The 16,041-nt window shown below is 68.9% G+C and carries 13 protein-coding genes and 4 pseudogenes; 6 read left to right on the top strand and 11 right to left on the bottom strand.

Features of this window, described 5'->3' with window-relative positions:
* Nucleotides 1–278: 278 nt before the first annotated feature.
* The 4 genes and pseudogenes from AC5677_RS38110 to AC5677_RS38095 form a co-directional block, all read right to left on the bottom strand.
* The gene (locus tag AC5677_RS38110; protein ID WP_497192448.1) at nt 279–965 is read right to left on the bottom strand and encodes an alpha/beta hydrolase; all 687 of its coding nucleotides are present in this window, start codon (nt 963–965) and stop codon (nt 279–281) included.
* A 141-nt stretch (nt 966–1,106) separates the two neighbouring features.
* Nucleotides 1,107–1,414: pseudogene (locus AC5677_RS38105) on the bottom strand (transposase); the annotation flags it as partial.
* A 134-nt stretch (nt 1,415–1,548) separates the two neighbouring features.
* On the bottom strand, nt 1,549–1,986 hold the full coding sequence (locus AC5677_RS38100) for a hypothetical protein (protein ID WP_497192447.1): 438 nt from the start codon (nt 1,984–1,986) through the stop codon (nt 1,549–1,551).
* A 311-nt stretch (nt 1,987–2,297) separates the two neighbouring features.
* Nucleotides 2,298–3,116 (bottom strand): annotated as a pseudogene (locus AC5677_RS38095) (methyltransferase domain-containing protein); the annotation flags it as partial.
* Nucleotides 3,117–3,949: 833 nt separating this feature from the next.
* On the opposite strand from AC5677_RS38095, the gene AC5677_RS38090 reads away from it, so the two are divergent.
* From AC5677_RS38090 to kdpC, 4 genes are read left to right on the top strand one after another with little or no spacing between them, the layout of a single operon-like run.
* Nucleotides 3,950–4,039: a potassium-transporting ATPase subunit F gene (locus tag AC5677_RS38090; protein ID WP_497192446.1), complete on the top strand. Its 90-nt coding sequence runs from the start codon at nt 3,950–3,952 to the stop codon at nt 4,037–4,039.
* Between the two features lie 12 nt (nt 4,040–4,051).
* Nucleotides 4,052–5,725, top strand: a complete 1,674-nt coding sequence (gene kdpA / locus AC5677_RS38085; protein ID WP_497192445.1) for a potassium-transporting ATPase subunit KdpA — start codon at nt 4,052–4,054, stop codon at nt 5,723–5,725.
* Nucleotides 5,725–7,875, top strand: coding sequence for a potassium-transporting ATPase subunit KdpB (kdpB, locus tag AC5677_RS38080; protein WP_497192444.1), 2,151 nt, complete (start codon nt 5,725–5,727; stop codon nt 7,873–7,875). Before kdpA ends, kdpB begins: the two co-directional genes overlap by 1 nt.
* Nucleotides 7,876–7,891: 16 nt before the next feature.
* A complete protein-coding gene (gene kdpC / locus AC5677_RS38075; RefSeq protein ID WP_497192443.1) occupies nt 7,892–8,524 on the top strand; it encodes a potassium-transporting ATPase subunit KdpC in 633 nt (210 codons plus the stop codon).
* A 236-nt stretch (nt 8,525–8,760) separates the two neighbouring features.
* Here the strand turns inward: kdpC and AC5677_RS38070 are convergent.
* The 5 genes and pseudogenes from AC5677_RS38070 to AC5677_RS38050 form a co-directional block, all read right to left on the bottom strand.
* Nucleotides 8,761–8,865 (bottom strand): annotated as a pseudogene (locus AC5677_RS38070) (hypothetical protein); the annotation flags it as partial.
* A gap of 254 nt (nt 8,866–9,119) precedes the next feature.
* On the bottom strand, nt 9,120–11,669 hold the full coding sequence (locus tag AC5677_RS38065) for an NACHT domain-containing protein (RefSeq protein WP_497192442.1): 2,550 nt from the start codon (nt 11,667–11,669) through the stop codon (nt 9,120–9,122).
* Nucleotides 11,670–11,852: 183 nt separating this feature from the next.
* On the bottom strand, nt 11,853–12,260 hold the full coding sequence (locus AC5677_RS38060; protein WP_497192441.1) for a hypothetical protein: 408 nt from the start codon (nt 12,258–12,260) through the stop codon (nt 11,853–11,855).
* 75 nt (nt 12,261–12,335) lie between these two features.
* Nucleotides 12,336–12,539, bottom strand: a complete 204-nt coding sequence (locus AC5677_RS38055; protein WP_497192440.1) for a hypothetical protein — start codon at nt 12,537–12,539, stop codon at nt 12,336–12,338.
* Nucleotides 12,540–12,659: 120 nt separating this feature from the next.
* Nucleotides 12,660–13,526: an SCO6745 family protein gene (locus AC5677_RS38050; RefSeq protein WP_497192439.1), complete on the bottom strand. Its 867-nt coding sequence runs from the start codon at nt 13,524–13,526 to the stop codon at nt 12,660–12,662.
* Between the two features lie 99 nt (nt 13,527–13,625).
* Here AC5677_RS38050 and AC5677_RS38045 point away from each other — a divergent pair, with 99 nt between their 5' ends.
* Nucleotides 13,626–14,195, top strand: a complete 570-nt coding sequence (locus AC5677_RS38045; RefSeq protein WP_497192438.1) for a TetR/AcrR family transcriptional regulator — start codon at nt 13,626–13,628, stop codon at nt 14,193–14,195.
* Between the two features lie 689 nt (nt 14,196–14,884).
* Nucleotides 14,885–14,941, top strand: a pseudogene (locus tag AC5677_RS38040) (hypothetical protein); the annotation flags it as partial.
* A 16-nt stretch (nt 14,942–14,957) separates the two neighbouring features.
* On the opposite strand, the gene AC5677_RS38035 reads toward AC5677_RS38040, so the two are convergent.
* Together AC5677_RS38035 and AC5677_RS38030 are read right to left on the bottom strand one after the other, a co-directional pair.
* Entirely contained in the window at nt 14,958–15,143 is a 186-nt protein-coding gene (locus AC5677_RS38035) for an SDR family NAD(P)-dependent oxidoreductase (protein ID WP_497196957.1), read from the bottom strand.
* On the bottom strand, nt 15,140–16,030 hold the full coding sequence (locus AC5677_RS38030; protein ID WP_497192437.1) for an SDR family NAD(P)-dependent oxidoreductase: 891 nt from the start codon (nt 16,028–16,030) through the stop codon (nt 15,140–15,142). Before AC5677_RS38030 ends, AC5677_RS38035 begins: the two co-directional genes overlap by 4 nt.
* Nucleotides 16,031–16,041: the final 11 nt, after the last annotated feature.

Genomic DNA, 16,041 nt, shown 5'->3' with positions numbered 1-16,041 from the left:
CTCACGCCACGTCGCCGAGACAGGCCCTGGGAACCGCCCGACGGCGTGGTGAATGCTCACCGCGGACGGAGACCTCCGCGTGCCCGTCCCGGACGAAGGGACCGTAGTAGGCGGCCAGCCTGAACACCGGCGCCTCATGCTTGTCCACGAGGAAGGGCGTTGCCGAGGCCGGTCCGTGACTGAGCTTGAAAGCGTGATGTCGTTGCAAGGAGGCGGCCCGGTCGGTCCGGGGCCGCCTCCTTGCGTGTTGTGCTGCGGCCGGTCGTTGTCGGCTTGGCCTAGGCGCCGAGGGACTTCGCGGCCTCACGGATCACATCGAGGACGAAGTCGGGATGCGAGAGCATGGGAACGTGGCTGCTGTCCACGGGACGGATTTTGGCGCCCATGCGCTCGGCGGCGGACCGCTCCAGGTCGGGGTGCACGGTGCGGTCGTTGTTGGCGACGATGTACCAGCTTGGCTTCGTCCGCCAGGCCGTGCCGGGAACCTGCTGGTTGAACAGGTCCGCCACTGGCACAGCGCCCGTCGCCAGGACGAGCTTCTGCTCCGCTTCCGGCAGGTCGCCGCAGAAGTGCGGGACGCCTGAGGGCTTGAGCCACACGCGGCCGTCAGCAACGTCGACGTGCTCGAAGATGGGCGTGCGGGGGAATTTGTCCTGCTGTTGCTGCGACGTCTCGTCCTCGTCCGGGGCGAGCGCGGCGATGTACACCAGAGCGCCGACGCGGTCGTGGGTGCCCGCTTTGGTGATCAGGGTCCCGCCGTAGGAGTGACCGACCAGCACGATCGGGCCGGGGACGTGGTTGAGCGTGAAGTTGACGCACGCGACGTCGCTTTCGAGCGAGTCGAGGCCGTGCTGTGAGGCGAAAACCTCGTGCCCTTCAGCCTGGAGCGTGGGGATGAGCTTGTTGAAGCACGACCCATCCGCCCAGAGTCCGTGGGCGAAGACAATGCTGGGCTTGCCCGCCATGACGCTTCTCCTCCTACAGAGACATCAAATATCCAATAGTGCACCATATTGTGCGGTCGGTGCCTATTTGTACGTGATGGCCAGGTGTGTCGCCCCATCCCCATCGTTGGTCCTACGAGGTTGAACGTGTTCTCGTGGTGGTCATGTGCTGATGATCAGGTCCGCTTCGGCGAGGCAGCCGTCTATGAGGTCGCCGCGGTACGGGATGTGGCGCAGGCCGCGTCGGATGCGCTGGATGAGGTGTTCTGGCGTGCTGAAAGCGACGTTGGAGAGCCGGCCCCGCCGCAGCCGGGACCAGATACCCTCGACGGGGTTGAGGTCGGGCCGTAAGGCGGCAGGCAGCAGATGGTCGGCCAGTCGCGCGAGGCTGCGAACTCCCGCAGCGCGGCGGCCTTGTGGACGTTGAGGTTGTCCCAGACGAGCACGATCGGGCCGCCGAGTTGCTGGTACTCACCCCGGGCGAACCGCTCGGCCGCCTGAAGCCGCAACTCCTCACGGAACTGCCGCCGTTCGGCGGTAAGCCCGCCTCCCTGTGGATACGGCCTCCCCTGGTGGTACCGCACGGACGACAAGCCGTCAGCACCTACGACTCCACGAGTTCAACCTCAGGAGTTGGTGGGGTCCTCGTCGTATTCGTCCAGGGTGGTGCCTTGTGCAGCGCCCTGGGACTGCTCGGTGACGTGGACGTCGGGCCAGTCCCGTTTGTCCTCTGCTCGCCGCCGTGCGCCGGATCGAGATAGCGGGTCGAGGTACCGGGGTCCTTGCTCATGATGCCGAGCATGTCGTCGACGGGATCCCGGCACTCCTGCGGCTTCGCATCGGCGGCGCCGTAGCTGATGGTCTGCGCTTCGTCCCAGATATCCGGGTGCTTCTTCTCGGCCTCGATGATGTCATCGGTCAGGCCCGTCGTCATGTGTGCCGGATAGTCCTCGGCATCGCCGTGTTCGAGCAGGCCGGTCAATGCCTGGTAGCCAAGGGTGTTGTAGGAATCGCCCGAGTCGTCGGTGACCGGCTCCGTCACGAGCCTGCGCATGTCCGCGCGCCACTTCCCGGAAAACTCCTCGTCCTTGTTGGCGGTCCCGATGCTGTTGGCCAGGCCCTGCTGGATGTTTCCGAACTGCGCGTCGGTACGGCCGTCGGACTTGGCGCCGCGCTCGGCCTGGTCGAGTTCGTCGGCGACTTCCAGTTGACGGGATCGCGGGTCGGCCCCAGCTTCGGTGACGCGCGGCGCGCACCTGCGCGAGCTGCCTGGCCTCCCTCGACGAACAGCGCTGTGGGCAGGTCGGACGACGCCTGGATCGGCATCTCACCGAGTGCGGGCGGGGGCTCGGCTGGACGGCGTCCCCAGGCCGAGATCAGCGGCGCGAGTGTCAGGTCGAGTTCGCCGGCGTGGATGGCGGCCAGGTGCGCGTCGATCTCGGCGTCGTCGGTCAGGCCGGCCGCGAGCAGTTCGCCGCGCACGTGCCGGATGGTCGCCGCCTCCAGCCGGTCGCAGGCCGGCCCGCCGAATGGGAAAGAGCCCTCCGCGGCGACATCTACCAAGCCGGCCTCACGCAATGCCCGCGGCAGTGTCCGGCCGTAGCGCAGGTCCGCGCCGCGGCGCGTCAGCAGCTCCCGGACCGCGTCGCGCAGCCGGTTGGCCCGCCGCTGCGCAGGGCCGCTGTCGTCCAGGCATGCCAGTGGCTGCAGAGCGGTATCGGCGTCCTCGACCAGCAGCCAGCCGCCGGGCCGTAGCGCTGCCGCCATCGTGGCCAACGCCCGAGCCCGGTCGGGTACATGGACCAGCACGAGCCGGGCGTGCACCAGAGCGAACGTCCCTGGCTCCGGGGGCGGATCAGCGGCGACGTCGTGCCGGCGCACCTCGTACCCGTCGCCTGTCTTCAGCCACGACGGGTCGATGTCCGTGACCAGCACGTGCCCGGTCGGACCGACGGCCGCCGCGAGTGCCTCCGGGATACTGGGGCCACCGGCCCCCACTTCCCAGCAGCGCGAGCCGGCCCCGACCCCCAGTCGATCGAAGTGCCCGCGCGTCACACCGTCGAACAGCTCGGCCAGCCAAACGAATCGCTCGCCCGCCTCGGCGCGCGCGTTGTCCAGCAGGTACCCGCGGGCGGGAGCGGACTCTCCACCGAGCGCGGTAGTCCCGTCCAACGGATCCGGTCGGCCACCGACGGGCGGCGGGCGGGGCGAGGAGGTCATCACTACATGGTCAACCTCCCCAGGGGACCAGCGCCACGACGGCGGGAGAGAGACATTTCACACAGCCGGCGAACCCCGCACGTCCTGCAGCACGGTTCTGCACCGTGACGCGCCGGAAGGGGTACATGCACTCGGCACCCACGGCCAGCGCACCAGGCGCGGTACAGCGCGCGGATCGGACTGTCGGCTACGGCCGGTTCGACCTCGTACCGGACGCCTTCGATCACGACGTGAAGTCGGGGCCAGCGGATCCAGCAGATGCACGTCCCCGTTCATGACGGGTGGCGCCTCTTCTCCAGTTCGGGATCCGGGCTGAGACCACACACCGACGCTGTCTTACTCCCAGGGCTTCCCACCCGACAGACCGTCATGAACCGGACACCATCCGGCTACGCCGAAGCCCTGGACCGCCGGCGGCCTCGCCGACAGTCCATTCCCGCACGCGTCGCTCCTCAATGCCCCCAATGTCCCCCGGCCCGGATCCTCCGCCATCACCCGATAGGCCGCAGAGCGTCAGAGCACCCCCAGAAGCGGCCTGAGGTAGCGTCAGAAACGTGCTGGCGCGGCTGCTCATAGGCGGCCCTCAACGCGCCCAATGGAGTCGGCGTCCGCCGACGGGCGATATCGGATCGGCACCTGCCACACCCGTCCAACGGGCGGTACCCAGCGGTCCCGTCCCCGATAGACCTGCGGGGTGTCTCGCACATGCCGGACCTTGCATACATCTGCCTCACGGTCCTCGTATTCGTCCTCATCGGCCTGGTCGCCAGAGGAGTCGGACGCCTGTGACCGGGGAAAACCTCGTCGGCCTGATCGTGGCGGTGAGCCTCGTGATCTACCTGATCCTCTGCCTGGTCTTCCCAGAGAAGTTCTAGGGAGGGATCCGGATGAACGACACGCTCGCGGGCTGGCTCCAGGTTCTCGCCCTCGTGGTTGCACTGGCCTTGTCCTTCCGCCCGCTGGGCGACTACATGGCGCACATCCTGACCACCGCCCGCCACTGGCGGGCCGAGCGCCTGATCTACCGGACGGGTGGGGTGCACGGCGACGCGGACCAGAAGTGGTCCGTCTACCTCCGCAGCGTGCTGGCCTTCTCCCTTGTCTCGGTGCTGTTCCTGTACGCGTTCCTGCGCCTGCAGAACCATCTGCTGCTGTCCCTCGGGATGAAGGCGGTGGCCCCGGATCTGGCGTTCAATACGGCCGCCTCCTTCGTCACCAATACCAATTGGCAGTCGTATTCGGGCGAGTCGACGATGGGGCACCTGGTCCAGATGGCCGGTCTCGCGGTGCAGAACTTCGTCTCCGCCGCGATGGGCATCGCCGTCGTTGCCGCGCTGATCCGGGGATTCACCCGCAAGAAAACCGACCAGGTCGGGAATTTCTGGGTCGACCTGACCCGGATCGTGGTGCGGTTGCTTTTGCCGGTCTCCCTCGTGTTCGCGACCGTTCTGGTGGCCGCCGGCGCCGTCCAGAACTTCCACGGCGTCAACGACATCGTCACGATTGCGGGCGGCCACCAGACCATCACCGGCGGACCGGTCGCCTCCCAGGAAGCAATCAAGGAGCTCGGCACGAATGGTGGCGGTTTCTACAACGCGAATTCCGCTCACCCCTTCGAGAATCCCAACGCCTTCACCAACCTGATCGAGATCTATCTCCTCCTGGTGATCTCGTTCGCACTGCCGCGTACCTTCGGCAGGATGGTCGGGGACCATCGCCAGGGCTATGCGATCGTCGCCGTGATGGCGCTGATCTGGGCCGCCTCGGTCGCGATCGTGACCGTCAACGAGCTGCACAGCGTCAGCAGCACGGCCGGTCACGCGGCTGGCGGGATGATGGAGGGCAAGGAGGCCCGGTTCGGGATCTGGGCGTCGGCGCTGTTCGCGGTGTCCACCACCCTGACGTCATGCGGGGCCGTCAATTCCTTCCATGACTCGTACACGCCCGGCGGCGGCGGAATGACGATCTTCAACATGATGCTCGGGGAGATCGCGCCCGGCGGTACCGGCTCCGGGCTGTACGGGATCCTCATCCTGGCGATCGTCGCGGTGTTCGTCGCCGGTCTGATGGTCGGCCGTACACCCGAGTACCTGGGCAAGAAGCTGCGCGGCCGGGAGATGAAGTTCGCGTCGCTGTACATCCTGACCACGCCCGCGGTGGTGCTGACCGGCGCGGGACTGGCAATGGCCTTCCCGGGCGAGCGGGCGGCCATGCTCAACTCCGGTCCGCACGGCTTCTCCGAGGTGCTGTACGCCTTCGCCTCCGCTGCGAACAACAACGGATCGGCATTCGCTGGACTGAGCGCGAACACCGTTTGGTACAACACCGCGCTCGGCCTGGCCATGCTTGTCGGCCGCTTTCTGCCGATGGTGTTCGTGCTGGCGCTCGCCGGATCGCTCGCCCAGCAGCAGCCCGTCCCGGTCACCGCCGGCACCCTGCCCACCCATCGGCCGCAGTTCGTCGGGCTGTTGACGGGCGTGGTCCTCATCGTCGTCGGCCTGACGTACTTCCCCGCACTCGCGCTGGGCCCCATGGCCGAAGGTCTGGAGGGTCTGCGTTGATGTCCACGACCGGCGTTCCCGCCCCCGCCCCGCCGACCGGGCCGTCCGCCGGCCTTCAGCGGCACCGGGTCTCGGGCGGGCTGCTCGACCCCACACAGCTGCTGAGGTCGTTTCCCGATGCCTTGCGCAAGCTGGACCCACGCACGATGTATCGCAACCCCGTCATGTTCGTCGTGGAGGTCGGGGCGGTCCTGACCACACTGTCCGCGATCAGGACGCCCAGTGTCTTCGCCTGGGTCATCACGGCCTGGCTCTGGCTGACGTCGGTCTTCGCCAACCTCGCCGAGGCGGTGGCCGAGGGCCGCGGCAAGGCGCAGGCGGAGACCCTGCGGCGGACCAAGACCATCACCATGGCCCGACGGCTGGTCGGATGGCAGCCAGGAACGGCCGACTTCACCGAGGAGGAAGTGCCCGGCGCCGACCTTAGGTTGAGCGACCATGTGATCGTCGAGGCCGGGCAGATCATTCCCGGTGACGGCGATGTGGTCGAGGGCGTCGCGAGCGTCGATGAATCGGCGATCACGGGTGAGTCGGCGCCGGTGATCCGAGAGTCGGGCGGCGACCGGTCGGCGGTGACCGGCGGCACGAAGGTGCTGTCGGACCGGATCGTCGTGCGGATCACCTCGAAGCCGGGTGAGACCTTCATCGACCGGATGATCGCGCTGGTCGAAGGCGCGGCCCGGCAGAAGACACCGAACGAGATCGCGCTCAACATCCTGCTGGCGTCGCTGACCATTGTCTTCCTGATCGCGGTGACGACGCTTCAGCCCTTCGCCCTCTTCGCGGGGGCCGAGCAGTCCCTCGTCGTCCTGGTGGCGCTGGTCGTGGCCCTGATCCCGACCACCATCGGTGCGCTGCTCTCGGCGATCGGCATCGCCGGTATGGACCGCCTCGTCCAGCGCAACGTCCTGGCCATGTCCGGGCGCGCGGTCGAGGCCGCGGGCGACGTCAACACCCTGCTGCTCGACAAGACGGGCACCATCACCCTCGGCAATCGCCAGGCCGCCGAATTCCTGTCGGTGGAAAAGGTGACCACCGAGGAACTCGCGGACGCCGCCCAGCTGTCGTCGATCGCGGACGAGACACCGGAGGGCCGCTCGATCGTCGTCCTCGCCAAGCAGCAGTACGCACTGCGCGGCCGGAGTGAAGGAGAGCTGGCCCAGGCGGAGTTCGTGCCGTTCACCGCTCAGAGCCGGATGAGCGGGGTGGACCTCTCCGACACCGGTGGCTCAGGGGAAACCCGGTCGCTGCGCAAAGGAGCGGCGACGGCGGTGATGAGCTGGGTGCGTGACAACGGCGGGCACCCCACCGCCGATGTCGGCTACCTCGTCGACGGCATCTCGGCAAGTGGCGGCACACCGCTGGTCGTCGGCGAGGTGATCAGGCGTCCGGACGCCCAGCCGGCCGCCCGCGTCCTGGGCGTCATCCGCCTCAAGGACGTCGTCAAGGAAGGCATGCGCGAGCGCTTCGACGAGCTACGGCGGATGGGCATCCGCACCGTGATGATCACCGGCGACAATCCGCTGACCGCGCGGGCCATCGCGCAGGAGGCCGGGGTGGACGACTTCCTCGCCGAGGCCACCCCCGAGGACAAGATGGCCCTCATCCGACACGAACAGGGGGGCGGCAAACTGGTCGCGATGACCGGCGACGGTACGAATGACGCCCCCGCCCTCGCCCAGGCGGACGTCGGCGTGGCCATGAATACCGGCACCTCCGCCGCCAAGGAGGCCGGGAACATGGTGGACCTGGACTCCAACCCCACCAAGCTCATCGAGATCGTCGAGATCGGCAAGCAACTGCTCATCACCCGGGGCGCGTTGACCACCTTCTCCATCGCCAACGACGTCGCCAAGTACTTCGCGATCATCCCCGCGATGTTCGCCGGCGTCTATCCGGGCCTGGACAAGCTCAACGTCATGCGGCTGCACAGCCCGACCTCGGCGATCTCCTCCGCGATCGTCTTCAACGCGCTGATCATCGTCGCGCTGATCCCGCTTGCGCTGCGTGGAGTGCGCTACCGGCCGTCCTCCGCCGCGAAGCTGCTGAGCCGGAACATCTGGATGTACGGACTCGGCGGTCTGGTCCTGCCGTTCGTCGGCATCAAGCTGCTCGACCTCGTCATCCAGTTCATCCCCGGCCTGCGCTGAGGAAGGCGACCCCACCATGCGCACCCACCACCTCCCTCCCCTCTTCCGGCAGCATCTGGCGGCGCTGCGGATGCTGCTGGTGTTCACCGTGCTCACGGGAATCGCCTATCCACTGCTCGTCACCGGTATCGCCCAGGTCGCATTCCCCCACCAGGCCAACGGCTCCCTGCTGACAAAGAACGGCAAGCCGGTGGCCTCCAGCCTGATCGGCCAGAACTTCGCGCTCCCGAAGAAGAACCCCGGAGACCCGAAGGAGGAACTGCGTCCCGACCCCAAGTGGTTCCAGCCCCGCCCGTCCGCGGGTGGGTACGACCCGCTGGCCTCCGGTGCTTCCAACCTCGGCCCCAACAACCCCGATCTGATCTCGACGGTCCGCGGACGCCGCGCCGCCGTGGCCGCTTTCGACGGTGTCTCGCCTTCCTCCGTCCCCATGGACGCCGTGACCGCCAGTGGCTCAGGACTCGACCCCGCGGTCTCCCCCGCGTACGCATACCAACAGGTCCACCGCGTGGCGAAGGCCCGCCACCTCTCCCCCGCCAAGGTCAAGAAGCTGGTCGCCGACCACGTCCAGCGCCGGGTCCTGGGATTCCTGGGTCAGGAAAGCATCAACGTCGTCGAGCTCAACCGCGGTCTTGCCCAGCTGATGTGACCATGGACCACCACCTGTGCCGCTCGGCCACGCGAGGTCTCCCTCGCAGCACCAGGCGGCGTGGGGCTGTGCAGGAACGGTGAGGTAGGGCTTTCGGTGGCGCCGAGGGTGGCAAAACCGGCGTCGGCCGAGTCCCAGGGGCTGGCGGAGATCTGCGACGTACTCGCGGATCCGCCCCTGCTGGGGCGCGTGATCGCCAACCTGGGGCTGCCGGCCCGCCTCGACCAGGCCGACCGGAACAGCACACTGGTGATCACCGTGCCCAGGCCGAGCCCGCCGTCGGCGGTCGGCTGGGAAAGGTAGTCGCCGATCGACGCACCCAGCGGCCGGGTCAGGATGTGCGGTCGGTGAGACCGCGGCGGACCCGCTCGATCCCGCCTGCCCCTGCGCCGATGGGGCCCGGCTCCCCGCGGGAGGCGGACCCATCGGCGTTTACGTTCAACCAGCACACTGGTAACCGCTGCCGAAGGACACACCATCGTGCATGATCAGACCGGGATCGCGTGGACAGAGGGTCGGACGGTAACGAATTTTCGGCAAGGGCGCAGACGCACCGAGGGAAGTCCCCCTCCCCCGCGCCTCAGCACGCGGTCCGTCATCTCCCCGCCGGGGGCCGCCACCGTTCGCCAGCGAAGCGTACGAGCGCGTCGTGCAGTTCAGGCGGGGTCGTCGCGTCGTCCGGGTCTTTGGTGGGGCTGTCCAGCGGCCACAGGGCGATCCAGCCCGTGCTGTTGACACGGATCCGCTGCCCGGGAGTGATTTCGGTTCTCAGCCGCAGGTGGAGCATGACGGTGCCGTCGTTGTTGCCGATCGGCGGTTCGTAGAGCCGCACCGCGACCTCAGCGGTGTCCCGCCACTCGAAGCGTAGCGTTCGTTTGCCCAGGGCGAACTCGATGCCGCCGTTGTCCAGGCGCAACTCGGCCCTGCGCCAGGTGAGTGGCGGGATCAGCAGGTCGGTGACCAGTGGAAGCGCCACGAAGAAACCCACGATCCGCCACGCGTCGGGATCGTGCCAGCCGTCCTCGACGGTGATGACGCCGATCCATACCAGTGCGATCGTCCACATCCCCACGTAGATGCTCGGCTGACCCCCTCTAGAGCGCCGGAGTCCGACGTAGCCGTGGATGCGAACGGACTGTGGGGTGTTGCTCACCGCAGGAAGCGGGCGGACCGGCCAGGGCGCGCGGGTGGTGTCGCGCCGCTGACGGGGCGCCGGGGCGCCGCCGCGCTTGTTGGCCGCGAGGCGTGCCTGGAGTTGGGCGTGGCGGAACTGATAGACGCCGCCGACCTGCCGCAGCAGGCCCACCCGGCGCGCGTCCTCGAGGAACGCCATGGTCGACCACGGTAGTCTCCCCATGCCCGCGAGCGTCACCTTCGCGAGCAGCCACTGCGTCCAGGGACTGAGCGCCACAATCACCGCAGCCGCACCCGCGGTTCCGGAGAGCCAACTGCCGAGCAGCACGGTGTGGTCGGAGGCGTGGACGATGGCCAGGGTGCCGATGGCCCCTATCACGGGCGCGACGCACAGCAGCATCAGCATCGTGCTGGCCCGCTCGCCGCTCAGCAATGCCCGCGGTCCGACGGCCTGCGCGGTGTCGGCAGGCGCGCCGACGACCATCATGAGCAGCGCCGGGACGATGAAACCCAGTGCCTGAATCGGTTCGTCCCGGGTCAGGAGGAGGGCGATGGGAGCCAGGAACACAAGGAGCCAGAACAGGCCCGGGATGCGGGAGCGGTGCCTGCCGAACGCGGCGAGCCGACGGGGCAGAGGCCCCTTCCACAGCTGCGAGAGCAGCAGGAGCATGCTGCCCACGAGCCCGAACATCGTGGCGGCCCAGGCTCCTGCGGCTACCTGGAAGGCCCGAAACGGATCGCCTTCGGTGAACCAGTCCTGGAACCATATGGAGCCTGCTTCCAGCAGCACGTAGCCGAGGACCAGTGCCGGCGCCTTGAGGACCGTTGGTGGCTTCGCGCGGTGCAGCTCCCACCAAGCGAACTCCCTTGTCTTTGCCGCGGTGAGGTGGGCTGCGAGGAAGCCGAGGGCGCGCTGCGCCTGCGCGTGCCCCCACTCACGTACAGGGCGGGGCTGGTGGGGCGAGGCCGGCCCGGAGGGGAACGCCGCGGGAACAATGGAGTCGAGCAGGTGCCGCTCGATGGCCGCCACGTCGGAGAAGCGGGACCCGTCGGCGAGTTCGCCGGGGTTGGCGTCCGGGCGGTCGTACACCGTGCGGGCCAGCCACAGCATGAGCGGGGACGAGAGGGCTCTGGCCGCCGTGGCTTCGGGGTGGTGTGTGAGGTGGTCGAGGAATGCCTGCCACTGCCGGGTGCGCTGCGGATGCGAGGAGCCGCGCAGGTACTCCGCCGCCGCGGCTCCCTCCACGGGCTGTGCCCTGATCACGGCCGCCGCCTGCAACACGGCCTCCTCTTCGACGAGTTCGGTGTACTCCGCTGTGCGGGAGGTGAGGATCAGCGGCGCGCCGTCGGCGCCCGCTTTGTTGAGCCCCGCCAGCGCCGCGGACCGGAGCGGGCGCGGGAGTTCGTCCAAGCCGTCGAGGACCGGTAGTACCCGGCGGTCGCGTACCAGTTCGCGGATCCGGATCCGGTTGAGATCCTTGGTCAGGCCGACGTATTCCTCGTGGATGCGGCGCGCGAGCCAGACGTCGAAGTGTTCCTTGCCCGCGTCCCAGGACGACACCAGCAGCGGGACGGGGACGGGCTTCATCCCGTCCTGCAGGCTCAGCAACTGCAGCGTGAGAAGGATCGCCAGGGATGTCTTGCCCGCGCCGGGAGCACCGATGATCACCAGGCGCTGGGCGGACAGAGTTTGGAAGGCAGCGACGAGTTCAGCAAGGCCCGCGGTGCTGCCCGTGACGTCGGCGCCGACGTGCTCGCGGTGGTCGGCGACCGTCCAGTCGGCCCTCCAGCCCACCGCGAGCCTGGCGCTTCCGGTCAGACCCAGGGACCCCGCCTCGCCCCGCCACTGGGCAAGCACCACGCGCGCTAACTCGGTGGCGGCACGGTCCTGCGGCGTCTGCGGCGGCGGCAGATGCAGGTGTACGCCCCCGAAGTCCCGGCCCTGGATCACATACGTCGCACTGCCGCCGGAGAACACATTGTGCACGTCGCCTCGTGCCTGGTCCGACATGGCCGCTCACCCGGTCTTGCCCTGCAGCCTGCAGGAAAGCTCCACCCCGTACACCCCCGTCACGCCCGCGTTGCGCTCGTTTCCCCGCCCCGACACCCGGCCTGGGCATGCCCGCACGGGGAGGCATGCTGCTGGTTCCATCTCAGAATGTCACAGCCCCGTCGAGCTGGCGATGCTTTTGTGTCATGGCTGGTTGAAGGTGATGGGGCCGTGGAAGTCCCGCCCCGTGATGACGGTACCCTGCGTACCGCCCGTGATCCGGCTGTGGACGTCTCCCCCACTGGTGCGCGCCGCAGCGTCCTCGGCAGCGCTTCGCCATGCCGCGAGGTCCTCGCGGAAGGCATCGTCGTACATGGCCCGCAGCACCAGCACACGGGCGAGCGTACGCGCACGCTCCAAGCTCTCGGCCTGCTCGTCCAGGGCCGCGAACTCCTGCTCCCCTGACGGGATTTCCTCCAGTGCGTCCGGCCTCGCGTCCGGTGCGGTGCGGCGCCGCACGAGGTCGCGCAGTGACGCCCAGGCCTGCTGTCCCGCCGCGCCTGCCGTGCCGCTGGCCAGGGCCATCAGAAGATCGCCCGCAATCGCTTCCATAGCGTCCTCCGTTCCCCGTCTTCCCTTCGGAAGCCCTCGCATTCACCGGAATTGAACCCGACGGAGGATATCTGGTCACTGCTCAAACGGCACCCGGCCGACCCTGGTTCTTCGGCACCCCGGCCCACACCACCCGGCGCCAGCAGGTTGCGCCGCCCAGACCAGGTACTTCGCGGCGCGATAGCGGTCCAGGACGATGTGCGTCACCACGATCACAGCCGGCGCGAGCGGAGACTGTGTGATCAGCAGGAACGGCAGTCCATAAGTGATGCCATGCACGATGGCAGGACACCAACGCTTGACCGCCTACCAGACCCCGGCCTACGAGATGGCCGTCTCAACCGCATGCGGCTGGCTCCCGGCGGCCGGTCCATGGACCTCGGCGTACGGCAGAAGACGTCAGACCTTCCCGATGCCGAGCGTGGTCTCGCGGGGCAGCATTCCTGAGCCGAGGACCTCCAGCCAGAGCGGGCCAAGGAGCTCAGCGAGCCGCGCGGTGTTGTCGGCGCCGAGCGCGTGCCAGGGGGCAGCGGCCAGTTCGTCAGTGCGGCGCTCGACCTCGGCGCGCAGAGCGCGGCCCGCGTCGGTCGCCGCGCCGTCGGCGTCCAGCAGCCCCCGCGCGATGAGCCGTTCGCGGGCGGCTGACCACTCATGCTTGCTCCAGCCGCGGCTCGCGAAGACCTCGGGCGGCGCCGCGCCGATCGCGGCGAAGGACACCAGCGCCTCCAGAGAGTCGAGTCCCGCGGTCAGGAGAGCGGCGAGATGGCCGTCACCGCGGTGCTCGCGCAGGATCGTCGCGGCCTGCCACAGCACGAGGTGCGGCGCCTGGGGCCAGGGCAGCGCGGCATTGGCGGCGGCGAGCGGGCGCCCCTCGGTGGGCACGGCCTCCGCCGCGCGGCGGGCGAGCGCGGCTGCCTCGACGAGACCGGGACTGCCCGTGCGCTCACCTAGGAGCGCGCGGTACGCCCGGTCGACGCCGCGTGTCCGGGCAGCAATCACCTCGTCCGGTGCGGCGACGTCCCAGGCGGCGGGGATGTGCTCGGCGACCATGCGCGGACTGAAGCTGTAGAACGCGGAGGCCACCTGACGGGATCCCGGTGCCCCGAGCGGCCCTGCCCGCAAGGCGAAGTAGCTCGGCCAGCGCTCGCTGGTGCCGTAACCGAGCGCCTTCACCTCTTCGAAGACCTCGGGAGCGTAATAGAGGACGGCGTGCAGAGGCTCCAGGAGGTGCCACATTTGCCGTACGCGTCCATTGTCGATACCCATGACGATCCCTCTTCCCCTGACCCGCACATCTTGACGCTGACTAGATTGCATTCGGCGGGCAAACTTGTCAACGGCTAGATTGTGCGTAACCTGCTGACCATGACCACCGAACGCGCCTACCATCACGGGGACCTGCGACGGGCCGTACTCACCGCGGCCCTCGACGTCATCGCCGCCGAAGGGCCGGCGGCCCTGTCCCTGCGCGACCTGGCCCGCCGAGCAGGCGTCTCCCACGCCGCGCCCGCGCACCACTTCAAGGACCGCGCGGGCCTGCTCACCGCCATCGCGGTCGAGGGTTACGGCTTCCTGTCCACCGCCCTCGGCGAGGCGGAGGACCTGCGCGACCTGGGCGTCCGGTACGTGCGCTTCGCCACTGCGCACCCGGCGCACTTCCAGATCATGTTCCGCCCGGAACTCCTGCGCCCTGACGACCCGGAGCTCCTCGCGGCGCGCGAGCGGACGCGGAGCCGGCTCCGTACGGTGGTGGAGGGCTACGGCGACGACCCGGTCATCGGCTTCATGGCTGCCTGGTCGGTGGCCCACGGCTTCGCGACGCTGCTGCTCTCACACAATCTGGACGGCCCGCTGGACGGGCGGGACCCCGGAGAGACCTTCCGGGCGCTGGCGTCCCAGATGTTCCAGCCTGCGGAGGACCCCGCGACAGGCTGACCCATACCTACAGAGCCAACGGAGCGACGGTCATGCAGCATGCGGTGTTCATGACTCGGCCGGGCATGGCGATCCTGAGCTCGTCGCCCGGGCGGCCCGAGCCTGGGGAAGTGCCCTCACTGCCCCATCTGCGCGGGAGATGGCCTCAGCAACCATGACGCGATGTGGCCGAAGCCCCCGGCGCACGGCCGTGGCCTGAGTGAGCGGCCGTCTCGGCGTGGCGTCGTTGCCGACCTATCCGCAGTGCCGACAGGAGCCGGCCGTGGCACTCGACCACCGCACCGTCAGGCAGGTGCCCGTTGCGAGCGAGCGATGCCCAACTCGGGCGGTACCGGGTGCTGTTGACCGGGTCGGCCTCGCTCTTTCCGCTGACGGGCAGGGGTCCAGGAACCAGGTACTGGACGTCGTCGCCGCCCAGCGCAATGCGCTGAAAGTGTGGGCTGCCCCGCTCGTTGACCTGGACGGCGAGGGCCGGCATCCGCCGCCGGCGTAGGCGCCGTGGTCATCGACGAGCTGCCGGAAACCCCGAACACTCCCTGCACCTGCTGGAGGCGGCCGATGACCGGCTCCGGGCCGTCACCGAACTCCTGCACGCCGATCCCGCCCGGCCCACGACCCTGGCCGAGCTCGGACGCGTCACGGGAGCCAGCGGTCGCACCCTGAGCCGTCCCTTCCACAGCGAACTCGGTATGAGCTTCCACCGGTGGCGCACCATCCTGCGCATCCACCACGCTCTGGCCCATCTGACGAGTGGCATGTCGGTCACCGATACCGCGATGGTGTGCGGGTGGTCGAACCCGTCCAGCAATCACCCCGGCGTTGTTGACGCCGTAGCCGGTCGACCAGGGTGACGGCGACGCCGCGGGCGGCGAGCGGCCGTGCCGTTGCCGCGCCCATACCGCTTCCGGCGCCGGTGATCAGCGCCACCTTGCCGGCCAACCGCGTCATGACCGGGCCTCCTGCTCCTGCTCGGAGGCGGAGGCGGGGAGATCCACCGCGTCCTGGTCGAAGTCGGCGGACCGGCTCACCGCTTCCCAGGTGGCCGCCTCGTCCAGCTGACGTCGCGAGTAGTCCTGTGCCATCCGGACCGCTCCGGCACCGATGATCAGGTGAGTGGGCGGGGTGGGGTGCTTGACGACACGGACGATGATCTCTCCTGCCCGCTTCGGATCGCCCAGGGCGGTGGCCCCGCTGAACAGGCGCGCCATCTCGCCGACCGTCGCGTCGTACTCCGGTGTGACGTCCGGTACCTGCATCGACGCTCCAGCCCAGTCGGTGGCGAACCCGCCCGGTTCGACGACCAGGTACTTGATGCCGAACGGCGCGGTCTCGGCCGCCAGTACGCGGGTGAAGCCGTCGACGGCGAACTTCGCCGCCTGATAGGAGCCGAGGCCGGGGGTGGCGCCGACACGGCCGCCGATGGAGGAGAACTGCACGATGGTGCCGCCGCCCTGGGCGCGCAGGACGGGCACGGCTTCCACCGAGACGTTGTAGACACCCCAGAAGTTGGTGTCGAACTGGCGGCGGAAGTCGTCCTCCGGCGTGGTCTCCACGGCCGAGGCGTTGGCATAGCCGGCGTTGTTGACCACGACGTCGACCCTGCTGAACCGGTCGAGGGCCGCCTGCAGGCCGGCCGCGGCGGCGGACCGGTCGGTGACGTCGAGGGCGATGGGCAGCACCCGATCGCCGTACTGCTCGACGAGGTCGCCGAGCTGTTCGGGCTTGCGTGCCGTGGCGATCACATTGTCGCCGGCCTCAAGGGCGGCGATCGCCAGATTGCGGCCGAAACCACGCGAGGAGCCAGTGATGAACCAGGAGTGGGTGTGTGCACTCATACCTCTACCAA

It is taken from the genome of Streptomyces sp. JLSY215 (genome assembly GCF_059682825.1).
This window is presented reverse-complemented; position numbering and strand designations above follow the sequence as displayed.

Coding starts and splice junctions, on each gene's coding strand:
- kdpB (WP_497192444.1), top strand. CDS start 5,725: ATGTCCACGACCGGCGTTCCCGCCCCCGCCCCGCCGACCGGGCCGTCC.
- AC5677_RS38045 (WP_497192438.1), top strand. CDS start 13,626: ATGACCACCGAACGCGCCTACCATCACGGGGACCTGCGACGGGCCGTA.
- kdpC (WP_497192443.1), top strand. CDS start 7,892: ATGCGCACCCACCACCTCCCTCCCCTCTTCCGGCAGCATCTGGCGGCG.
- kdpA (WP_497192445.1), top strand. CDS start 4,052: ATGAACGACACGCTCGCGGGCTGGCTCCAGGTTCTCGCCCTCGTGGTT.
- AC5677_RS38060 (WP_497192441.1), bottom strand. CDS start 12,260: ATGGAAGCGATTGCGGGCGATCTTCTGATGGCCCTGGCCAGCGGCACG.
- AC5677_RS38050 (WP_497192439.1), bottom strand. CDS start 13,526: ATGGGTATCGACAATGGACGCGTACGGCAAATGTGGCACCTCCTGGAG.
- AC5677_RS38110 (WP_497192448.1), bottom strand. CDS start 965: ATGGCGGGCAAGCCCAGCATTGTCTTCGCCCACGGACTCTGGGCGGAT.
- AC5677_RS38065 (WP_497192442.1), bottom strand. CDS start 11,669: ATGTCGGACCAGGCACGAGGCGACGTGCACAATGTGTTCTCCGGCGGC.
- AC5677_RS38030 (WP_497192437.1), bottom strand. CDS start 16,030: ATGAGTGCACACACCCACTCCTGGTTCATCACTGGCTCCTCGCGTGGT.
- AC5677_RS38035 (WP_497196957.1), bottom strand. CDS start 15,143: ATGACGCGGTTGGCCGGCAAGGTGGCGCTGATCACCGGCGCCGGAAGC.